The 20,754-nt window shown below is 44.0% G+C and carries 18 protein-coding genes; 4 read left to right on the top strand and 14 right to left on the bottom strand.

Features of this window, described 5'->3' with window-relative positions; all coding sequences use genetic code 11:
• Window positions 1–978, bottom strand: a complete 978-nt coding sequence (locus ACX0G7_RS17375) for a Gfo/Idh/MocA family protein (RefSeq protein WP_458924782.1) — start codon at window positions 976–978, stop codon at window positions 1–3.
• A 73-nt stretch (window positions 979–1,051) separates the two neighbouring features.
• Complete coding sequence (locus tag ACX0G7_RS17370; protein WP_458924781.1) at window positions 1,052–1,804, bottom strand: murein L,D-transpeptidase catalytic domain family protein; 753 nt, start codon at window positions 1,802–1,804, stop codon at window positions 1,052–1,054.
• 435 nt (window positions 1,805–2,239) lie between these two features.
• On the opposite strand from ACX0G7_RS17370, the gene ACX0G7_RS17365 reads away from it, so the two are divergent.
• Window positions 2,240–2,491 (top strand): hypothetical protein, encoded by a 252-nt coding sequence (locus ACX0G7_RS17365; RefSeq protein WP_458924780.1) that lies wholly within the window; start codon window positions 2,240–2,242, stop codon window positions 2,489–2,491.
• Here the strand turns inward: ACX0G7_RS17365 and ligD (ACX0G7_RS17360) are convergent.
• The 6 genes from ligD (ACX0G7_RS17360) to ACX0G7_RS17335 form a co-directional block, all read right to left on the bottom strand.
• The gene (gene ligD, locus ACX0G7_RS17360) at window positions 2,488–3,402 is read right to left on the bottom strand and encodes a non-homologous end-joining DNA ligase (RefSeq protein ID WP_458924779.1); all 915 of its coding nucleotides are present in this window, start codon (window positions 3,400–3,402) and stop codon (window positions 2,488–2,490) included. The two genes, ACX0G7_RS17365 and ligD (ACX0G7_RS17360), sit on opposite strands and share 4 nt — an antisense overlap.
• Window positions 3,403–3,411: 9 nt before the next feature.
• On the bottom strand, window positions 3,412–4,362 hold the full coding sequence (gene ligD, locus ACX0G7_RS17355; RefSeq protein ID WP_458924778.1) for a non-homologous end-joining DNA ligase: 951 nt from the start codon (window positions 4,360–4,362) through the stop codon (window positions 3,412–3,414).
• Between the two features lie 11 nt (window positions 4,363–4,373).
• On the bottom strand, window positions 4,374–5,180 hold the full coding sequence (locus ACX0G7_RS17350; RefSeq protein WP_458924777.1) for a DNA polymerase ligase N-terminal domain-containing protein: 807 nt from the start codon (window positions 5,178–5,180) through the stop codon (window positions 4,374–4,376).
• Window positions 5,181–5,182: 2 nt separating this feature from the next.
• On the bottom strand, window positions 5,183–5,977 hold the full coding sequence (gene ku, locus ACX0G7_RS17345) for a non-homologous end joining protein Ku (protein ID WP_458924776.1): 795 nt from the start codon (window positions 5,975–5,977) through the stop codon (window positions 5,183–5,185).
• A 323-nt stretch (window positions 5,978–6,300) separates the two neighbouring features.
• The gene (locus ACX0G7_RS17340; protein WP_458924775.1) at window positions 6,301–6,960 is read right to left on the bottom strand and encodes an SRPBCC family protein; all 660 of its coding nucleotides are present in this window, start codon (window positions 6,958–6,960) and stop codon (window positions 6,301–6,303) included.
• A gap of 19 nt (window positions 6,961–6,979) precedes the next feature.
• The gene (locus ACX0G7_RS17335; protein WP_458924774.1) at window positions 6,980–7,279 is read right to left on the bottom strand and encodes a hypothetical protein; all 300 of its coding nucleotides are present in this window, start codon (window positions 7,277–7,279) and stop codon (window positions 6,980–6,982) included.
• Window positions 7,280–7,802: 523 nt separating this feature from the next.
• Here ACX0G7_RS17335 and ACX0G7_RS17330 point away from each other — a divergent pair.
• The 3 genes from ACX0G7_RS17330 (at window position 7,803) to ACX0G7_RS17320 (ending at window position 9,835) form a co-directional block, all read left to right on the top strand.
• The gene (locus ACX0G7_RS17330) at window positions 7,803–9,302 is read left to right on the top strand and encodes an alpha-amylase (protein WP_458924773.1); all 1,500 of its coding nucleotides are present in this window, start codon (window positions 7,803–7,805) and stop codon (window positions 9,300–9,302) included.
• A 115-nt stretch (window positions 9,303–9,417) separates the two neighbouring features.
• On the top strand, window positions 9,418–9,615 hold the full coding sequence (locus ACX0G7_RS17325) for a hypothetical protein (protein WP_458924772.1): 198 nt from the start codon (window positions 9,418–9,420) through the stop codon (window positions 9,613–9,615).
• Between the two features lie 52 nt (window positions 9,616–9,667).
• Entirely contained in the window at window positions 9,668–9,835 is a 168-nt protein-coding gene (locus ACX0G7_RS17320; protein ID WP_458924771.1) for a DUF1328 family protein, read from the top strand.
• A 393-nt stretch (window positions 9,836–10,228) separates the two neighbouring features.
• Here ACX0G7_RS17320 and uxuA read toward each other — a convergent pair whose 3' ends face one another.
• The 6 genes from uxuA to ACX0G7_RS17290 all read right to left on the bottom strand — a co-directional run bounded on the left by uxuA (window position 10,229) and on the right by ACX0G7_RS17290 (window position 20,750).
• Complete coding sequence (gene uxuA / locus ACX0G7_RS17315) at window positions 10,229–11,413, bottom strand: mannonate dehydratase (protein ID WP_458924770.1); 1,185 nt, start codon at window positions 11,411–11,413, stop codon at window positions 10,229–10,231.
• A 21-nt stretch (window positions 11,414–11,434) separates the two neighbouring features.
• A complete protein-coding gene (locus tag ACX0G7_RS17310) occupies window positions 11,435–12,193 on the bottom strand; it encodes an SDR family NAD(P)-dependent oxidoreductase (RefSeq protein ID WP_458924769.1) in 759 nt (252 codons plus the stop codon).
• A 104-nt stretch (window positions 12,194–12,297) separates the two neighbouring features.
• Window positions 12,298–14,133 carry a RagB/SusD family nutrient uptake outer membrane protein gene (locus ACX0G7_RS17305; RefSeq protein WP_458924768.1) on the bottom strand — a complete coding sequence of 612 codons (1,836 nt, stop codon included), beginning with the start codon at window positions 14,131–14,133 and terminating at the stop codon, window positions 12,298–12,300.
• 18 nt (window positions 14,134–14,151) lie between these two features.
• Complete coding sequence (locus ACX0G7_RS17300; RefSeq protein ID WP_458924767.1) at window positions 14,152–17,292, bottom strand: SusC/RagA family TonB-linked outer membrane protein; 3,141 nt, start codon at window positions 17,290–17,292, stop codon at window positions 14,152–14,154.
• 604 nt (window positions 17,293–17,896) lie between these two features.
• Complete coding sequence (locus tag ACX0G7_RS17295; protein WP_458924766.1) at window positions 17,897–19,297, bottom strand: putative oxidoreductase C-terminal domain-containing protein; 1,401 nt, start codon at window positions 19,295–19,297, stop codon at window positions 17,897–17,899.
• Window positions 19,298–19,334: 37 nt separating this feature from the next.
• Complete coding sequence (locus tag ACX0G7_RS17290; RefSeq protein ID WP_458924765.1) at window positions 19,335–20,750, bottom strand: Gfo/Idh/MocA family protein; 1,416 nt, start codon at window positions 20,748–20,750, stop codon at window positions 19,335–19,337.
• Window positions 20,751–20,754 lie beyond the last annotated feature (4 nt).

The following is a 20,754-nucleotide window of genomic DNA, read 5'->3' as shown; positions in this document are numbered from 1 at the left end:
TCAGGATGCGATTGTATTATTTTTTATCTTTTCGAGAATCTGGTGGGCTACGTCCATTGCGCGATACCCATCTACCTCGGAAACGATAGTTGGTGTATTGTTCAGAATAGCATCCCGGAATTTCTCCAGCTCGAGTTTTATCGCATTCACCTCAGGCACCTGGGGGTTGAGAATAGCAATAGATTTTTTGCCGCCGTTAGGAAGGTCGAGCTCAAATGAAAATGCATCCAGGTCCTGGGGGGTCTTGAGCTTGATAACCTCCGTTTTCTTGTTCAGGAAATCGATGCCTATATAGGCGTCTTTTTGAAAGACTCTCACCTTTCTCATCTTCTTCATGGATATCCGGCTCGATGTCAGATTGGCCACGCAGCCATTGTTGAATTCAACCCTCACATTCGCAATATCCGGTGTATCCGTCATAACTGCTACTCCGCTGGCAGAAATATGTTTGACCTCGCTTTTAACGAGTTTGAGAATAATATCGATATCATGGATCATGAGGTCAAGGATAACACTCACCTCCGTGCCACGGGGATTAAATTGCGCCAGGCGGTGCACTTCAATGAACATTGGATTAAGCTCGATGTCCTGTACTGCAAGAAAGGCGGGGTTGAAGCGTTCAACGTGTCCTACCTGGAACTTGATGTTTGATTCCTTTACGAGTTTGACGAGTTCCCTGGCTTCGTCCATGGTATTGGCAAGCGGTTTCTCAACAAATACGTGTTTTCCTTTGCGGATAGCCAGTTTACACAAGCCAAAGTGAAAATTGGTTGGCGCAACGATGTCGACAGCATCAACAACATCCATCAGGCGTTCGGGGTCCAGGAATCGTGGGATCTGGTATTTGCCAATCACGTCCTGCGCGGCATCATCATTGGGATCATAAAAACCAACCAGTTCAACCTGGTTTATTTCTTTCCAATTGTTCAAGTGAAACTTTCCAAGGTGACCGACGCCAAATACTCCAACCTTTAGCATAATCGATAATTGATCATCAAAGATAATCGATAATTACATGAAAGATTGATATTCAGAGATTTCCCGTCGTAGCTTATTTAACGAGGCTGGACCTGGACAGATAGAGTTGATTCGGATGATAGATGAAGAGACAGGTGCCATCCTTGATATCATCAATTAATGGCTTGCTCAGTGAAGGTGCCAGTGCCGGGCAACCCTGGCTACGGCCTATATAACCCTGGGACTGTATATATTCTTCGTTCACGTAATCTGCGCCATGGATCACAATTCCCCTTTTTGCTGCATTGTCATTGAATCCTTTTTCACATCCCTGGAGGCGCAGTGAATAACCATTGCTTCCGTTGTAAGTACGGTCGGTGACGTAGAAACCAAGACTGCTCTTATAGGATGAGGGTTTATTGGAAAAAGACATTGCCTTTTCCTTGCCAGACTTCATACCATGGGCAACCAGTGTGTTATACAAGAGAACACAGTTCTCCATATCAATCACATATAATCGTTTCTGTACACTTGGCTGGCTAAAGTCAACAATGGAAAGTATTCGGTCGTTGGTGAGTTTGCCTGCTTTCCGTAATCTTTCCATCCCCTTGAGCGCCATCCTGAAGACTTTAGGATTCAAACCCAGTTCGTCAAGGTGGAGGCTGTCGTAGATCGCCATGAGGGCCATAGCCGTTTTTGGAGAACCATTGACACCGGAAGGCTTCAGCTTTTTGAGATTGGCATTGTCCGCAGAATCTTTATCACCTGCCAGCACCGCGTTGCCTGAACACAGGAGCATTACGGTAAGGAGCGACATAATAAATCCGTTATTGAACTTGAATCTCATCTTCTGTACAACTTTCAGTGGTGAATGGGAAAAGATAATTCAACGGAAATGGAAGCGCTTAATTGCCCAGGTACGTGGGCCTTTCACTAAAAATATGGTTAAATCCCCGGAAAACCAATAGCCCTGGTCAGAAAAAGGGTTCGTCGCGGGTTTTCCGGCTAAACAAAATGCGGGTTCGTCAGGGCTTTCGTGATAAAAAAAGCGGGTCCTTTGGGCCGACCGTCTCTAATTCAATGGCCGTTAATTTGCAGTATTGCGTTCAGGGAGTTGGTCGGAACGTCTGAAAAATGCTCTGGCAGCCGATACTTTATTCAGGGTTTTTGATGTCTTAAAACCATCCGGATCTTGTCGTTAAAGATTCCAAAATTCAGACGCTCATGTGCATAACTTCTGGCAACAATCGTATTTTTCCTACGTATATTTATCAACATCATTATGGAGCAACAATACTATACTCTACAAACAATTTATAACATAGTGAAGGAGGATTCCCGTCCTCACACCTACCTGTGTAATACAAGAGAGATAATAGTAAGGCAGATGTTTGGATGGGATGATATCAAAACGCACCTGGAACTTCTTGCCATGGAGCAGCTGATCATCATCAGGCAACTTGGATCGATTGCCATCAGCATCACTCCCGCCGGAGTGGAAAAGGCCAAATCACTTCTTCGGATGACCGCCTAATAAATTCCCAGTTCCTTTGAACATTTTTTAAGATCGGTCTTCCCTGTAAGCGTTCCGGTGAAAAGATCACCTTTCTTCTCGAGTCTTTTAAATATATTAAACATATCGAATTGGCGGATAGTCAATCCCCGTTTCACCTCTTTCCATTCGAGAGGTGCTGAAACAGTTGCCCCCGGTTTTGGCCGGAGGCTATAGGCACAGGCAAGTGTCTGGCCGCGCCTGTTTTGCAGGTAATCAACATAAATCCTTCCCCTTCTTTTGTTTAAAGGACGTTCGATGGTGGTAGTTTCCGGCAGTTGCTGTTGGGTTAACGTTGCGAGCCCTTTTGCGAACTTCCTGATCTGGAGGTAGGTGTATTGAGCCTTCAATGGAATATAAATGTGAAGGCCGGTGGACCCGGATGTTTTACAGTATGATTTTGCCCCGGCTTTATCAAGCAGTTCTTTAATAACAAGAGCGGTGTCAATTACCTGTTCAAAAGTATTATTGTCCGATGGATCGATGTCCATGATCAGGTAATCCGGTTTGTTGATACTGCCAAGACTGGAATTCCATGGATTGATTTCGATACAGCCCAGGTTGTTCATGAAAGCCAAAGCTGCTTTTTCATTACAGACCAGGTAATCGATCTTTTTACCCTCCGACCCGGAATTGATCTTTACTGTTTTCATCCACGATGGAGCAAGATCCCCGGCATCCTTATGAAAAAAACCGCCGTCGTTAATTCCATTCGGATTACGTCTTAATGATTGCGGTCTGTCTTTCAGATATCGACTAATGTATTTATATACTTTTTGATAATACTCCAGTACCTGTCCCTTGGTTATCTTTTCATCGGGGAAATAGATTTTGTCCTGGTTAGTAACCATTAACTCTCTTCCACCGATTTTGATGAGCTTCTCTTTTGACATAGCAACATTTTAGTGTCCTTTTTGGCCGGTCTCACGGGCAGTTTTGTCGATTCTTAAACCCTGGAAAACCGGGTGCCTTAGCATTCCGTCCCTGGTTTTTTCAGTAAACTTGAGATTAGCAACAAGTACCGGGTCAACCCAGGTGACCTTACCATTAACCTTCACTTTCTCTGTGAAGGGACTTGTTGAACGGATGTGGGGCTGCAGCTTTTGGTAAACTTCAGCGAGGATCTTATGGGTAAAACCAGTGCCGGTATGCCCGATATATTTCCAGCCTTTGTTTTTGCGTACGGCCAGGATCAGTGCCCCAAAATGTTGGCGGCTCCCCTGTGGGGATGTGTACCCCGCAATTACCGCCTCTTCCGTATTGTGGTGTTTAACTTTGAGCCATTCCTTTGAACGCTTTCCTTCAACATATAAACTATCCGCCTTTTTTGCAATAATGCCTTCGAGGTTCTTTTTTGAGGCAGCATTAAAAAAGGCTTTTCCTTTATGAAGGATATGATCTGAATAACGGATCATGGGATGAGAAGAAGGTAACAATTGCTGAAGCTGTCTTTTTCTTTCAGTTAATGCAAGGCCCGTCAGATCCTTACCTTTCAGGCGAAGACAGTCAAACACAACGTATACAAGGGACGAGTCTTTGGATAAAGCAAATTGTTGAAGGTTTTGAAAATCTGATCTGCCTTTACGGTCGAGCACCACTATCTCCCCATCAAGTACCGCATTTAAATCTAATGAAGCGAGGGCCTCTGCGACCGCCGGATATAAGGGCAGAAATGATATACCGTTTCTGGAATAAAGTTTAACCTCTTTACCTTTTAGTTCCGCAATAGCTCTATACCCATCCCATTTGATTTCAAACAGCCAGTTTTTGTCATCGAAGGGTTCGCTGGTAAGGCTTGCCAGCATAGGCTGTATATATTCTTTGACCTTTATCCGGGTTGAAGAAGATCTCACTGATGGCGGAGCTACTTTTTTTTTACATTGGAGGCTACAGCAGCCGATTTTGTTGATTTTTTCTTAGTGGCAGGGCTGGCTGTCTTAGGTATCGCTGACTTCTTTTTACCCGGGGCAGTATTTTTCAAAACCGTAGGTTTGTTCTTCACCCCGGCTGCATTTTTCAAAGCTGTGGTTTTCTTCTTTGCCGGGGCCGCTGTTCCTGATTTCACTTTTGATGACTTTTTTTCAGACACGGTTTCGGCCGATTCCTGCTTCCGGAGAAATTTATTGATGGGAGAATTTTCAGCCGTATCATCCTCACTGTTGTAAGGGCCTTTAGTGGCATATTGGTCCCTGTGTTTGATCAGCAGCCAGTTTTTACTTTCGGCTCCTCTTATTCTTATGAGTGCGAAGCTACCTTTCAACTTCCGACCCTTTAAAGAGAATTTTAGCATGCCATTTTTGATGGTCTTTTCTATGGCCTTATCAGACACATCGTCCATCTCTTCAGGTTCGAAGGTGCCCTTATCCCAGATCTCAACGATCCCCGCTCCATAATTTCCTTCCGGAATAACACCCTTGAAACTGCCATATGAAAGCGGGTGGTCCTCCACCATCATCGCAAGTCTCTTATCTGCCGGGTAAAGAGAAGGTCCTTTGGGAACCGCCCAGCTTTTTAATACACCATTTACTTCGAGCCGGAAATCATAGTGCAACCGGCTTGCTTTGTGCCTTTGGATAACAAAGGTTCTGGCACCTCTCTCTTTGCCAACCACGGGAAGTGGCTCGGAAGTCTCACGGAAGTTTCGCTTTTTTTTATAAGTGGCGAGGCTCATATTCAGGAAGCTTTTTTAGTTTTCTTTGGGGGAGCAGCCTTTTTGCCAAGGCTTGCCTTGAGCTGTGACATAAGATCTCTTGCATTGCTATGCACGATACGCAACTGCGGAACCTCGGTTTTCTTGCCTTTGGCTTTTGCACGAATAACCTTAAGCAATGAATCAGTATAAGAGTCCTTGTATTTTGATATATCGAATTTTTCAGTAAGCTGATCTATGAGAGACAGGGCCATTTTTAATTCAGCGGGTTTTACTTCTTTGCCGGCTGGAATGTTGAGCTCACCTACATCGCGGATCTCTTCCGCAAAGCGAATGGTATTTAATACGATGGCATTTTTAAGCGGTTTTAATACACAAAGATGTTCCCTGTTTCTCAACACATAGGTACCCAGGCCGTACTTGCCACTTTTTTCCAGCGCCTCTCTCAGCAACGCATAAGCTTTTTCCCCGGATTTGTCAGGAGCCAGGTAATAAGGAGTTTCGTAATAAATACTATCTATATCTTTTCCATTCACAAACTCTTCAATGGATATGATTTTGCTTTTCTCAGGACTTGCCTTCGCAAAATCATCCTCATCGAGGATCACATATTTTCCGTTAAGCATATAGCCCTTGATAATATTTTTCCACTCTACCACTTTGCCCGACTCTGCATTCACACGTTGAAACTTGATGTTTGCATGATCTTTTTTATCAAGCATATCAAGATTGAGTTCGCTTCCCTGGGTGGCACTGAAAAGTTTCACCGGAATGTTTACGAGTCCAAAACCAATGGCTCCCGACCATATAGCTCTCATAAGAAAAATGATTTAGCGTGAATTAATCTGAGCCCTGCCGCTCAATCTTAAAACGTCAGTCTATCGTCAACCTTTTGTTTTTGCCGAACTGCAGTATTAGAAACTTGTTGTCCGAATCGCATAGTCTGTGACTTCTTATCTGAAACTTAATGTCCGAAACATGTTATCCAAAATGTATTTTCAGAATGTTACTTCCCGGGCCATATTGCCAGCGCATGAATATCCAAATCTTATTGCCCTGGCATTATGATCCGGCCATCCGGGCATTATTACCCGCATCCTTGTTCCCGAACCTTTTATCCGAAACTTGCTGCCTAACCTTATTAATAGTTGACGTTTGATTCGATGAATTCTTTAAAAGAATACACATCCGTTCTAACTATCTTCTCTATTGATGGATGAAAAAATGAGCTGACTGCATCTCCGACAATTCCCAATGGTGGTTTATAACTGATGGTAACATGGATATCTGTGCCAGGCGCCTCGGTCGCATCGCGAAATTCGATTTTCCCCACGTTATCAATCATCGAGTCAGGTAGCGAACGCCAGGTCAGTTCATGGTCAGGCAGATCCCTTACTATAGAAGCACGCCACTTTAAGGGAATCGGGTTTCCATTCAATTTCGCTGTCCATTCTGTAATGTTATCAGATACGGGCTTTACTTCTGTTATGTGAGACATAAACAGTGGAAGATTTTCAAGATTTCTCCATGCCCGGTAGACAGATTCCCTCGGCTTAGCCACAAACATCTGTAAACGGATATTGATATTTTCGCCCGGGATTGTCGAAGGTTTGCCTGCAGCAGTATAAAGCGCGCAGTTACCGCTGATGCCGCGGTATAACAGATAACCGCCGGCAAACAATTTAAGCAGGCTGAACTTGTCGGAAGTTAAGGTATTGATCACGAGAAAAGATCCTGCCGCAGCTGAAATCAGTCGTTCGGAACTGCTAACATTTACCGGGTGTGGTTTGGTAATATCCATGTACTATGTTTTTGTTTTATCAGTCGAGTTTAATTGCATTATCATGTGTTGCTTCCACCTGGTTGAAGACCATATCTATTGCATGCTCCCATGCTTCTTCCCTGGATTCTTCCCTTATCACACTGTCATGGGCATGTATTGTCAGACAAGCAGTTTTCTTGCCTTGCCCCGGTTTCAACAGGCTCAACTCAACCGATTTATAGCCAGCATTAAACTGCTGTAGTGTTTTGATCCTATCTAAGACTCTTGGCAACAACTCATGCGCCGTAGAGAAGTCATCGGTCTCAAAATTGAATTTGAAGGAAATACCACTATTCATATGGGGAGGTTTAGAGTGATTAACTAGTGATTAACCTACCTCATCTGACATAATTCTCATACCGGGAAACTAACAAGAACTGTGTAAGCCATTGTCAATGAGGGAATCAATCCGCTGAGGGCGTTTTGGTTTGGTTTTAGCACATGGGGAGAAGCCGGAGCGAGACGTCCCGGGTCGTTTTTGTAGAATATTTTCCACAGTCTGGCTCCTGCGGGTATAACTGTATGAAATTTCGCCAACACACCTGCAAACCACTTCACCATTTCCGTTACGAGGTGTTATGACAGGTACAGTAACATGATTCAGCGGCCTTTGAATCAAACGAAAGCTGGTATAGGGAAAATAAGCATTACCGCGGTTAACGGGAATGTGAGTGATATTAAATGTGTGTAATAATAAGTGATATTAAATGTGTGTAATAATAAATGTGTGTAATAATAAGTGATAATAAATAGGTGTAATGATAAATGTGAGTAATAATAACTACCGGTTTGACGGGATGTGAGTGATAACAAAAAGTAAAATGAGAACAACAAAAAACGAAACCATATTTCAGCTCTTTCACTGGTATATTTCACAGGATGGTCAGTTCTGGAACCATTGCGGAGAACAGGCAGATTTTCTTGCTTCGCTCGGAGTAACCCATGCATGGTTGCCACCGGCATATAAATCCTGGAGGGGTATTCATGAACCGGGTTATGCTGTTTATGACCATTTTGACCTTGGTGAATTCGATCAGAAAGGAACAGTGAGAACTAAATACGGAACGAAGAAAGAATACCTGAGAGCAATCAGGAGGCTTCAGAAAGCAGGAATAAAAGTAATTGCAGATATAGTGTTGAATCACAAAAACGGCGGTGATGAACAGGAACTGGTAGATGTTTACCAGGTTAATGAAGAGGATCGTAATGAATTAATTGGTGAAAAGCATCAGATTGAGGCATATACTAAATTCCTGTTTCCCGGACGCAAAGGGAAGTATTCAAAATTCATCTGGGACTGGCGATGCTTTACCGGCGTTTCCGGACCGCATAATTCGATCTATACTATACAGAATGAATATGGTGATAAATGGGAGGAATTGCTTGACAATGAAAAAGGCAATTTTGATTATCTCATGGGCAATGATATTGAATTCAGAAATCCTTACGTACGCGAAGAATTAAAGCATTGGGGCAAATGGTATATTGATCAGACGGGAATAGATGGTCTGAGGCTCGACGCCGTCAAACATATCACCCCGCATTTTTTTAATGAATGGCTGGACTTTCTGAATGACCACTATAAAAAAGATATTTTCTGCATTGCGGAATACTGGAGCACAGACGTCGGGATCCTTGAAAAATATATTGATACGCTTGGGGGCAAAACCCGCTTATTCGATGTTCCACTACATCACAATTTTTACCGCGCTTCCTTAGAAGGCAAGGATTATGACATGAGGCACATCTTTGATGATACACTTACCCAACGACGGCCCGGTTGCAGCATAACCTTTGTTGACAATCATGACACACAACCTTTGCAGTCTCTTGAATCAACGGTCGACTATTGGTTTAAACCGTTGGCAAATGCGCTTATACTTCTACGTGAACAGGGTTTACCCTGTATCTTTTATCCAAGCATCTTCGGAACCAAATACTCCGAGGTGATTGATGACCAGGAAATTCACATTGAGTTAAACGCTGTACCGGGTCTCAGGGAGATGATGATTGTAAGACGGGAACTTTGCTATGGCAACCAACATGACTACTTCGACCACGCGAATACTATTGGCTGGGTAAGGGAAGGAAATTGGGAAATCCCTTTGTCCGGTTGTGTTGTGCTGATGAGTAACGGCAGTGAAGGGTTTAAAACTATGCTGGCAGGGAAACACCACGCAGGAAAAACATTTGTTGATGCATGTGGAAACAGGGCGGACAAGATTGTTATTAACAGTGATGGTATGGCTGAATTTTATGCTAACGAAGGATCGGTATCAGTATGGATTCGCGAGGAAGCATTGTCTAAAGTTAAAAACTGATTCCCCATTTGAGCAGCGACTTCGGCAAAGTAGGTACAGATTTCCTCAACTTTTCAAAAACATAGCGTGCTGGCATTGGCATTATATTTTAACATATCGATCAAACGCCAGTCATATGAAAATCAAACACGTAAAGTCGGATGCAAAATTCCGGGTAATGAGTGGCAGGGAGGTAGATGAGTTGATCAATAGTACTATGCTAAAACCGATTTCAAAATCCAGGAAATATCTGGATAAGCAAGTTTTCAATAATTGGGAAATGCCAATTGAGCCGCGGCCGTATCGTCGGAGCAAGAAGCACGATCCACTTTAATATGTCACAGTAATCTTTGATCCATTTTAATCACCACTTAAATTTTTTCACTATGCTACGTTGGACAATAATTTTCCTGGTCATCGCAATTATCGCGGCTATTTTTGGATTTGGCGGAATCGCCGCTGGTGCAGCCGGAATTGCGAAAATATTATTTTACATTTTCATCGTTCTCTTCTTGCTATCATTGATTGGTGGCGGATGGAGAAGAACACCTTAGTTGAAGTAGGTATTCTGACTGAGAGTATGATCAAAAAAAGTGCGGTTCCTGTTGGGACCGCACTTTTACTTTTATAGAATAAGACTCACGGGACCCAAATCTATGGTATTCATGAGTCCGAATATCCTGATATGAAATTTTACCCAATCACCCCATAAGGGAATTCACTAACGCCCCTTGAAGAAAATTACCCGAAAATGTCAAACAGGAACACCTCCCTGATACTTCGGGAGATACTACCCTGACACCTACTACCCTGATAACTCAAGGCGAATATTACCCAGATACCTCAGGATGAATACTACCTGGACACTTCAGGATGAATACTACCCGGAGACCACAAAAGTATGGACCGGGTACTTTATACCGGTACACGGCAAACACTAAACATGGTCATTGTTTTTTTCGGTTATAGGACGCCGTGATACCATATGCCAGCCCCCGGAGTTCAGCTAATCCCCGAAGACGACCAATGGCCGAATAACCGGGTGCAGTTGTTTTCTGAAGATCATCAAGCATCTGGTGACCATGATCCGGCCGGAAAGGTATAGGCTCTGATCTGTCTGCCTGGATCTTTAGCAGCTCTTTCATCACTTCGTACATATCCGTATCACCTTCAAGGTGGGCGGCTTCATAAAAGCTGCCATCGGCTTCTCTTTTTGTATTACGCAAGTGAACGAAATAAACACGGTCGCCAACTGTACGAAGGATATCCGGCAGATCATTGTGTCTCCCGGCCCCAAGGGATCCCGTACAAAAACAAATTCCGTTTTCCTTACGATTGACACGGTTGAGGATGTATTCAAGATCAGATTTTTTACTCATGATCCTTGGCAGACCGAGTATGTCAAATGGAGGATCATCGGGGTGGATAGTCATCCTGATGCCATTTTCTTCGCAGGTATCCATAATAGATTCCAGGAAGTAAGCGAGATTCTCGCGAAGACCCTCTGCGCCGATTGCCTTGTAGATATCAATACTGTCGATCAGGGCACCTGTGGTTATACTTGCTTCGCCGGGCACGCCCATAAGGATATTGTCAGACAGTGTATCAAGATAATGCGGATCGCCTTTTTTGAAGATCAACTCAGCCTGTTGCAATTGTTCCGTAGTGTAATCTGCTTCGGCACCTTTTCGCTTAAGAATGTGTATATCGAAAACGGCAAGATCTGTCCAGCTGAACCTTAGAGCTTTTGCACCATCCGGCATTGTATGATATAATTCGGTACGTGTCCAGTCCAGGACAGGCATAAAATTGTAGCAGACTGTTCTAATGCCACAGGCGGCGACATTCCGAAGGTTTTGTTTATACACTTCCAGCAGTTCCTTGTACCGGCCCGATCGTGTTTTGATGTCTTCATGCACCGGTATACTTTCAACGACACTCCAGACGAGGCCGGCAGCTTCAATAACGTTTTTTCTTACATGCAGATCTGACATCGGCCAGAGCTCGCCGTGCGGAATATGGTGCATAGCAGATACAACGCCGGAAGCACCAGCCTGCCGGACATCACTCAGGGTTACCGTATCATTTGGCCCATACCAGCGCCATGTTTCTTGTAATGGATGTATTTTCATGAAGCAATTTTAGTTTAAGTATTAAAATCCGATGGAATTACCGCCATCGACCGGCAGGCTGACACCTGTAATGTATTTGGCTGCATCGGACGCCAGGAACACAGCTGCATAGCCCACGTCTTCAGGTTTACCCATAAAGCCCATAGGTGTACGTCCCATTACCCTTGCCTTCCGCTCCGGATCATTGTTCAACGCTTTTGCCGACATCGCGGTTTCAATGAACCCCGGGGCAATACAATTTACACGGACCCCCGAAGGCGAAAGATCAACAGCCATCGCACGCGTCATACCTTCGACGGCAGACTTTGCCGCTGTATACGAAATAACTTTTGGGATTCCGTATTTGGCGGCCATCGAACTGATCATAATGATACAACCTCCCTTGCGGCTGACCATCGACCGGCCGAACTCACGTGAAAGCGCAAACGCCGCCTGCTGGTTGATCCGCATGATGGATTCAAAGTCAGCATCGGTCACGTCAAGAAACTCCTTTTTCATATTAATGCCGGCATTATTAACGAGTACATCAACCTTGCCAACCTCTCCTTCAACTTCCCTGGCAAAAGCGGGGATGTGTTCAAGATTGGCGATATCAAAAACTTTATAGGAAGCGTTCGTCCCAAGCGATCCGCAAGCTTCTTTTAGCATCTCCTCGCGCCGACCAACGATGACTACCTTTGCCCCGGCATCAACCATGGCAGTCGAAATAGCGAGACCCAGGCCTGTGCCACCGCCCGTAACAAGCACTGTTTTGCCAGTGAGATCAAACACGTTTTTCATTTGAATTTTTTTTAGTTTATCTGACCTTTGTGTGATGTTATATGAAAAACCCGCCGGGCTAGCAGCGGGTTTATCAATAATTTTAAACTCCACATTCCCGGAGCTTACTTAGGAATTTCGGTTAACGGCGGTGCATTACCACCATATCCAAAATATCCTTTGTTTTGATTGATAACCCCCAATGTATTTGCCTGGATCGCATTCGAAGGAACAGGCCATAACACATGGTATGGACTGATCGTATACTGATCATTGTGAATTGTACGCAATCCGTTTTTGTAAAAGTTATTTTTTTCTTTCACCCTGTCATAAAAATAATTCACATCAGAGAAGTTGTCCATCTTATAGGTTTTACCAGTCTCTGAAGGTTTGCCTGTCATTGCAAATATGTAAGAAATTCGGGTAAGTTCAGTTTTGCGGGGTTCCTCATAAAACAACTCCCTTGCTCTTTCGTCCAGGATGGATCCAATATTAACAGCAGAGGGTGCAATCGGAGCGGCCTGCGCCCTTGTCCTGACCTGGTTAACATCTGCCGCGGCATTTGCAAGATCACCTTTCCAAAAATAAGCTTCAGCTCTTAACAGGTAGGTTTCCGCCAGGCGGAAAAGATACCAGTCAGTGTGACCACCCTGCATTGGGGTATTCTCTGTATCGGGAATAAAGACCTTATACTGCGGCCATCCAAAATAACTCCTGATGGTGTCTACGCAAAGTAATGTTCCTGATGCACTCCGCAACTGTACCGGCTTAAGATACCATGGATTATTGGTGGTTTTAAGAGCAGGATCATTATAAACCAAATCCTCCATGGTCATCCAGTTACCTTTTGCATGCCTCAGGTCATTCGGATCTGTCCAAATATCATACTGGCTGTAGTTGGTAGGTCTGGCCCTGCCTATTCCCCGCCCGTAAAGGTTGGACTGGGGGAAGAAATCAGGAATTGCAGTTGAAGTAGCAGCGTCATTGGTTCCTTTTTTGCCGTCAGGTGTAGTAATATTGGTACCCCAATATGGAACCGCCTGCCGCATGATTCGCATACCTCCATCAAACTGGCCATCACCAAAGCGATCAATGAGCATAAAAAGACCTTCCTTATTTTCTCCGAGTGATTTATTTTCAGGCCTGTGGAGATCCCAGATCACGTTCCGTTTTGTGGCACCAAACGGAGCCCGCATCAACGCATATGTTCCACCGTTGATCACCGCAGACGCAGAAGCGATGGCATCATCAAACTTTCCTAAAGCCAGGTTGATTTTTGTTAGCAGATGGTTTATTGCACCTTTTGACACTTCTCCACGGTTCACACCATCTGTAACCCACTTGGCGGCAAATTCAAGATCCTCCTTCATACGTTGAAGTATCACCTCTCTCTTAGTTGAAAAGAAATCCAGCTTAGCATAATCATATTCAATCATGACCGCAGGAACATCCCCGAATTGGTGAGTTAACCGGTAATAGCGTAGTGCCCTGTGAAAATAGGCAGATCCTAAAATGGCGTTACGCTCAGCTTCATTTTTATAAGTAGCATCATCAATGCGGGTTATTACCGTATTTGCATATTTAATCCCCCTGTATCCTTCTCTCCAATAAAACTGCAGACGGGCATGATCCGCATCATCGTATGCGGTTGCAGCATCAGGCGTTATCCAAAGATTCAGATCCTGGGCGGGTCCCGATTTATCTGTGGTTCCTTCAGCGGTTACTTCAGAGAAAACCATCTCTGTCAGAATTGGCGGATTGTCGCCGTAATACTCTATACGCGCATTTCTTGCACAGGCCACCAGCGCGGCCCGCATTCCGGCAGCATCTGTATACGCGTTCTCAGGAGTAAAAAAGGAAAGAGGCTTGGGTTTCAGGTATTCTTTACCACAACTCACTACCCCGCTCAATGCAACGGTGAGAGCAGCTGCTATAGTTGTCTTTTGAATTATACTTTTCATATACACGAGTTGGAAAGATTATAGATTAAGATTTATCCCAAATTGATATATTCTCGGGGAGATAGCTGTGGAAATAGCCCCATCACTCGCCCTGTTCCTGTACTCCGGATCCCAGAATTCCCAATCAGGAGCATAAAATCCAACATTTGTTATCGTAAAATACATCTTGAGACTTTCAATTTTTGCTTTTTGTGTAATGGCCTTTGGAATTGTGTAAGCAAGTGCTATGTTATTAAGACGGATAAAGGAAGTTTTGCGATACACTGAAAAAGATGACTGGCCATTGCTTGAATACAATCTTGCCGCGCGGTTTGTGGGATTTTCTGCGGTCCAGTAATCCAGTATATACGAGTTCTGCCGATCCTGGAATCCAGCATTGTTTTTTGCCTGGTTATAATCATTGATCTGGCCCCACATAGCATACAACTGGAATGAAAAATCGAAGTTTTTGTAGATGTTGAATTCATTTCTGAAAGTCCACTGATATCTTGGCGTGCGATATCCCAGGAACTGGCGGTCAAGATCATTCAACACACCATCACCATTTTTGTCCTCGAGTTTGAAATCTCCGGGTTGTACTTTATATTTTTTAGCTTCTGCTTCCTCATTAGCCTGCCACACACCAATCACTTTCTGATCCCAGACTGCATCAAGATCATGACCTATAAACCAGCGGTTCACAGTATCATTTTTTTCGTAGGTACCGATAACCTTACCAGTCGGATCCAGCAGGTTCTGCGGACCGTAAAGGTGTTTTATCTCATTGCGGTTAAGCCAGAAGTTAACAGTCGATCTCCAGACAAAGTTCTTATTATTTATGTTGGTACTGGTGAGCGTGATCTCAAAACCTTTGTTCTGCACTTCACCAAGATTTGACAATACATTATCGAAACCGATAACTGTAGGAAGTGTGCGGAGGATTAGGAGGTCAGCCGTTGATTTCAAATACATATCGAACGAACCACTTAACCGGTTATTGAACAGAGAGAAGTCGAGGCCTGCATTATAAGAAGTTGTGCGCTCCCACTTTAAATCAGGATTTGCCATTCTTGATACCCAAAGCTGCGAAACAGGAACGATTGCCCCGGCTGCTGTGATATACTGATATTTTCCGCTGGTAAGATCGGCTAAAGCCTCATATCTCGGTATGTCCCGATTGCCATTCACTCCATAGGAAAACCTTAATTTACCATGGTTCAGGACCTTGATGGCGTCCATAAATTTTTCTTCAGTAAACACCCATCCCAATGCAAGCGCCGGAAAGTCTGCATACGGATTTTTTTCACCAAATGCCGAGTAACCATCACGTCGGAAAGACGCTGTCAGCATATACCGATCCTTGAAGGTATAGTTTGCTCTTGCCATCAAAGCAGTTCCCGTACTATACTGATCGTCGCTCGACACTATTGGTCTGATACCGATACCGATGTTATGGTAACTTAACACATCACTTGGATCGAAACCTTCATTGTCTATTTGTTCTCTCCACGACTGGTACTTTTCAGCATTTGCAAGGAGTGTGACGTTTATCTGGTGTTGTCCGAAACTTTTATCCCATTTCAACAGGTTATCAACCTGCCAGTTGTACCTTGTTTCGGTCGTGCGGGTGGCGATTCCTTTTCTCGCGCGATAGGTAGGATGTTTTGCAGAGACACCATTAAAATACCTATAGAAATCAAAACTGGGTGTGAAATTTACCTGGTATGAAAATCCATAACCCAGGTCACCTTTCGCATACAGCGAAGCAAACAAAGTATTGTTTTTCTGAAGCCTGTTTGTATAGGTGTTATCATTAAAAGGGTTGGCATTGTTCCCAAGATCGTCATTCGGACTTTCCCTGAGGGTTTTGCCATCAGCATCATAAATTTCTCCATAAGGTGATGCATTGACCATCTGGCCCCAGTTAACCGGAACCTGGCTCTCGTCCCTGTCTGCGAACTGAATATTTGCTCCTACAGAAAGGAATTTTGCGATCCGACCTTCAAGGTTTACACGTGCTCTGAAGGTTTTAAAACGATCACCGATGATTACCCCTTCGTTATCAGTATATCCGAGGGACATATAATAAGAGACCTCTTCCTTCTTACCGGATAAACTCACTGTATGATCCTGCCGGAAACCATTCTGGAACATCAGGTCATACCAGTCAATCGTTTTATTCTGCTTGTAATTTGTTATTTCGATTGGTCTCAATCCGAGCCTGTCCAGCCAGATATCAGTTGTGTTGCCTGTTCTTCCATCGCGCCATTGATCTTCCGTAACGCCTGGAGGCAGGTTATTGGGATCGTCAAAAATATAGAGTTTGTTACTGCCAAAGTTTCTTGCTTTCTGAACATCGGTTCTCCAGGATACAAAACCCGGCCCGTCATATAGCTGTTCGTTCTGGGCAAGCTGGCTAAACCCAACATTCGAGTTGACCGTGATCGTAGGCTTCCCCTTTGTTCCTTTTTTTGTGGTTACCAATATAACGCCGCTTGCAGATTTAGCACCAAAAACTGCGGCGGAACTCGCATCTTTCAATACGTCAACCGTTAATATATCGTTGGGATTTATATCCGCCAGCTGACCGGGGTAAATAACACCATCCAGGACAATTAACGGAGATGTTCCTGCCCTTATAGACGATTTACCCCTGATCAGTATATCACCACCACCCTTTGCTGATGCAGCATTGGTTTGAGTAATATTGAGACCGGCAACATTTCCACGGAGTACATCCTGTACACTCGCAGGGTTCTCATTTTCAAGTTGTGTTGCTCTCACAGATCCAACAGAACCCGTCAGATCTTTTTTAGCTGTTGTTCCATAACCGATAACCACCACTTCATTAAGATTAGCGCTGGACAATGCAAGTGAGGCGTCAACAACAGCCTGGCCGTTGATGTCAACCTCCTGGCTGGAATAACCTACAGTAGTAAAAACAAGGGTGCCCTTCAATGAAGGAACCTTCAATGAATACTGACCGTTCGCATTGGTGGTTGTACCGATCGTTGAACCCTTCAACGACACAGATACTTCTCCCATAGGAACTTTGTTTGTCTGGTCAGTTACAGTGCCACTTATCGTAACATCCTGGGCTGACAGAGTTAATGGAATAAAAAATACAAGGGTTAAAAAAGATAGTAGCGAACATAGTCGCGAAGAAAATGGTGCAAGCATAGCGTTAGTTTTTTAGCAAGAAATAAAACAGCAATTCAAGATGTATATCAGAGCCTTAACTCATATATATGGATATATGAATTGTGGATACTGGAAGTTCTGGTTAATCAAATAGGATATCGGAACAATAATATTGACCCGGTAAGCTTCAATTGAAACTACCGGTATAGAACAACCGCTTTTATCTTTTTTATATGAACTGCCTATGCTGGAGTCAAGTTGCAGAAACTATTAAGCGCAATCATAGCTGGTATGATTTGCCTTTCTCACTTCAGTATTTGGCAAGTTCGTTCGTGGGTTGAGGATTATAAAAATGGTATTAAAAATAAGCTTACTTGAAATGAAAACCTACACTTATTTAACATTTCTTTATAAAATCACGACAACGTTATCGAAATGTTTGACCAATGAAAATTGGTGCTGCTTATCTCCTGATCACTTGAGCTGCTTATTATCTAATCTGACTGAACGTCCTTATTAATCTAAGTTCACTGAACGTCCTTATTAACTGAATTCACTGAACATCCTCAGTAACTAATTTCACTGAACCAGCTTATCAACAGGGTTCACTGTACGTGCTCATTCATTATATCCATGAAGCTATTTATTTACCAACTTCTGCTGTTTCTGCGCTTTTAGTTGTTATATAATACTTCGTAAGCATGTTGGGCACTTCCCAGGCTGGCAGCTTGCCTTCTTTGAGATAAGAAAGGTATCTCTCCATTACCTGGCCGAAATGAGCCTCGTGACCTACCTTGTATGACCCGGGGATTTTTATTTCGTACCCATCTTTGTATTTAACTGCCGAGATACCCGGATAGGTGGCAGCGATCTTATTAACCGCAGCTGATACTGCACTATCAAACGCCTTCTCGCCTTTGACAGGCATAATATATAATGTGGGCATATATTTTTCATCCTTACCCTGCCTGATGATCAGGTGCGCCTTTGAACCTTTTGCAATGGCATAATGAGTATCACCGCCTTCTTTGGCCTGGTAATCCCACCTCGCTATTACCCTGACATGTGTCCCTTTAACACTATAATTCACTTCCCCGTTTGAATGCGTTTGTAAGACGGTATCTTTCACTACATACTTTTTCAGGAACTCGGGAAAGCTATCTTTCTTCGTTACTGCTGAGAACTGCGATAAAGTCATCGGGGTAAACCAAATCTTTGATTTCCCCATAACGATATCTGAATTATAATTCAGTGCCTGTTCTGGAAAAAATTCCCAATGTACCAGGTCAACAAGGTGCGTACCAACATCGGCTACTGCTTCTCCCTGTTGCATGGGATCAAAAAACCAGACAGGACGGGTAAGCGCCTTGCCCGAAACAAATTTATAATAGTAGTGAACGCTTTCAAGTGTGATCGCCGGATTTTCAGGTGTGCCCTTTGTAAGTTCTCCAAACAATTCGGGAACAGCCGCAAATTCTTTTTGAAGTATGTTGGTGATCTCTGAACGCTCAGTCATGATATCATACAACAATACTTTCTTTGCCTCAGCCTCCTGGAAAGATCTTGTAAGCAAAAGAAAATCACCGTTATTAATCGCCATTGGCTTATCAGCCAGAACATTAAGGCCGGCGCTGACGGACTCCTGGATGAATTCGGTTTTATGACGGTTGTTGCCGGATAATACAACAAGATTTCCCTTTTTTTCACTTAACATCTTATTCCGGTAGTCGGTACCCTTATATACTACCTGCTTCCATGTTGAAGGGTTTTCAGGACGGGTGTTATACTGATCTATCAGGGCAAGATGGGCGGCTACCTCCGGACCTTCAGGTGCATAAACATGAACCACCGGGTCTATCCCGGGATACATTGTTTTTTGAACGAGGGCAGCGTGAAAGTGCCCGGGGTCCAATGTTATCAGCTTTACTGCAGCGGCATCTGTCTTTTGTTGGCTTGCAAGCGGCTTTTCCTTTTCGCCTTCACCGCCACAACCTGCCAGACCCGCTAAGACTACCATTGCGCCCAGATATGTTATCAACTTCATTATTCGACTATTTGAGAAAGATAAAAGTACAAAAGCATTATGAAACCAGGTATGGAGCCCGTTGTTTCCTGGACAACGATTTGTTAGCTTCATCGTCTTTAATAAATCTTTCCGCCATAGGATCCCATTGCAGTTTTCTTCCGAGTTTCATTGCTGTATGATTGACGAGGCAAACGGAACATGCCCGGTGACCAACCTCGATTGGTGTAATAGGCTGCTGGCGGCTGATAACACAGTCAAGCCAGTTGGCATGATGATCTTTGCTCTCATACAAATGAATTTCATCCGGTCCAATTTCCGATGTGAGGATCTTCGGATCGCTCGCTTCAAGCGCTTTTGATTTAGTGTTTGAAACCGGATCACTTGCAGTCACTGAATAATTACCACGCGTAACGAATATCCATCCTTCCGATCCCACAAACTTCACTCCATTGGGATATTCATTGCTCGCATGAACCTTCACTCCATCAGCATAGGTGAATTCATTTTTATAAGGGCCATGCACATCCCAGAGAAACTGCTTTGCAGGATACTCGGCTTTAGCCATAATTTCTACTGGTCCTGTATATTCATAGCCAAGTCCCCAGTTTACAATATCGAAATGGTGCACACCCCAACCGGTTATCATGCCAGCACCAAACTGCTCACAACGTAACCATCCCGGGCGGCCATAGCCACCGTCCTGTGGATGCACCCGTTTTTCTGTATACCAGATTTTCGGAGTTGAACCCAGCCACTTATCGTAATTCAGATTTGATGGTACCGGCATTTCCTTTTCAACCGTACATTCGGCCGGGTTATCAATAGGAAGCCCGACATAAACAGTATGAACCTTCCCGATACGGCCATTGCGGACAAGCTCGCAGGCTCGTTTGAATTGAGGCATAGAGCGTTGCTGGCTTCCGATCTGAAATATTCTGCCCGTTTTATGGACCTCATTGCTGAGCATTCTTCCTTCTGAAATGGTGAGCGAAGCCGGCTTTTGCATGTAAACATCCTTGCCTGCACGGATAGCGGCCATCGCTGGGATCACATGCCAGTGATCGGGCGTACTGATCACGACCGCATCGATATCTTTATTGGCAACCAGGTCCTCATAGTTTTCATAGGTTTTTGTACCTGTATATGATTTACCGGATTTTTTTGCATAGTAACCATCTACAAGGTCCATCCCCTGTTTCAATCTTCTTGAATCCAGGTCACAGACTGCCATTACTGTTGCCTTATTATATCGCAGTACTCCGGGCAGATCATGGGTTGTTGATATGCGGCCAATACCTATTGCGCCTATGTTGATCCTGTTGCTTGGTGCGTTCTTTCCAATTACGCTGGCTGGAACTATGGTAGGAAATGCTGAAGCAGGAAAAGCTGAGATCGCTAACGTGCCTGCGGCCCCTTTCACGGTGTTCTTAAGAAAGTTCCTGCGGGAATTGGAAGCAGTTGTATTTTTCATATAG

This window comes from Flavitalea antarctica (genome assembly GCF_054461535.1).
This window is presented reverse-complemented; position numbering and strand designations above follow the sequence as displayed.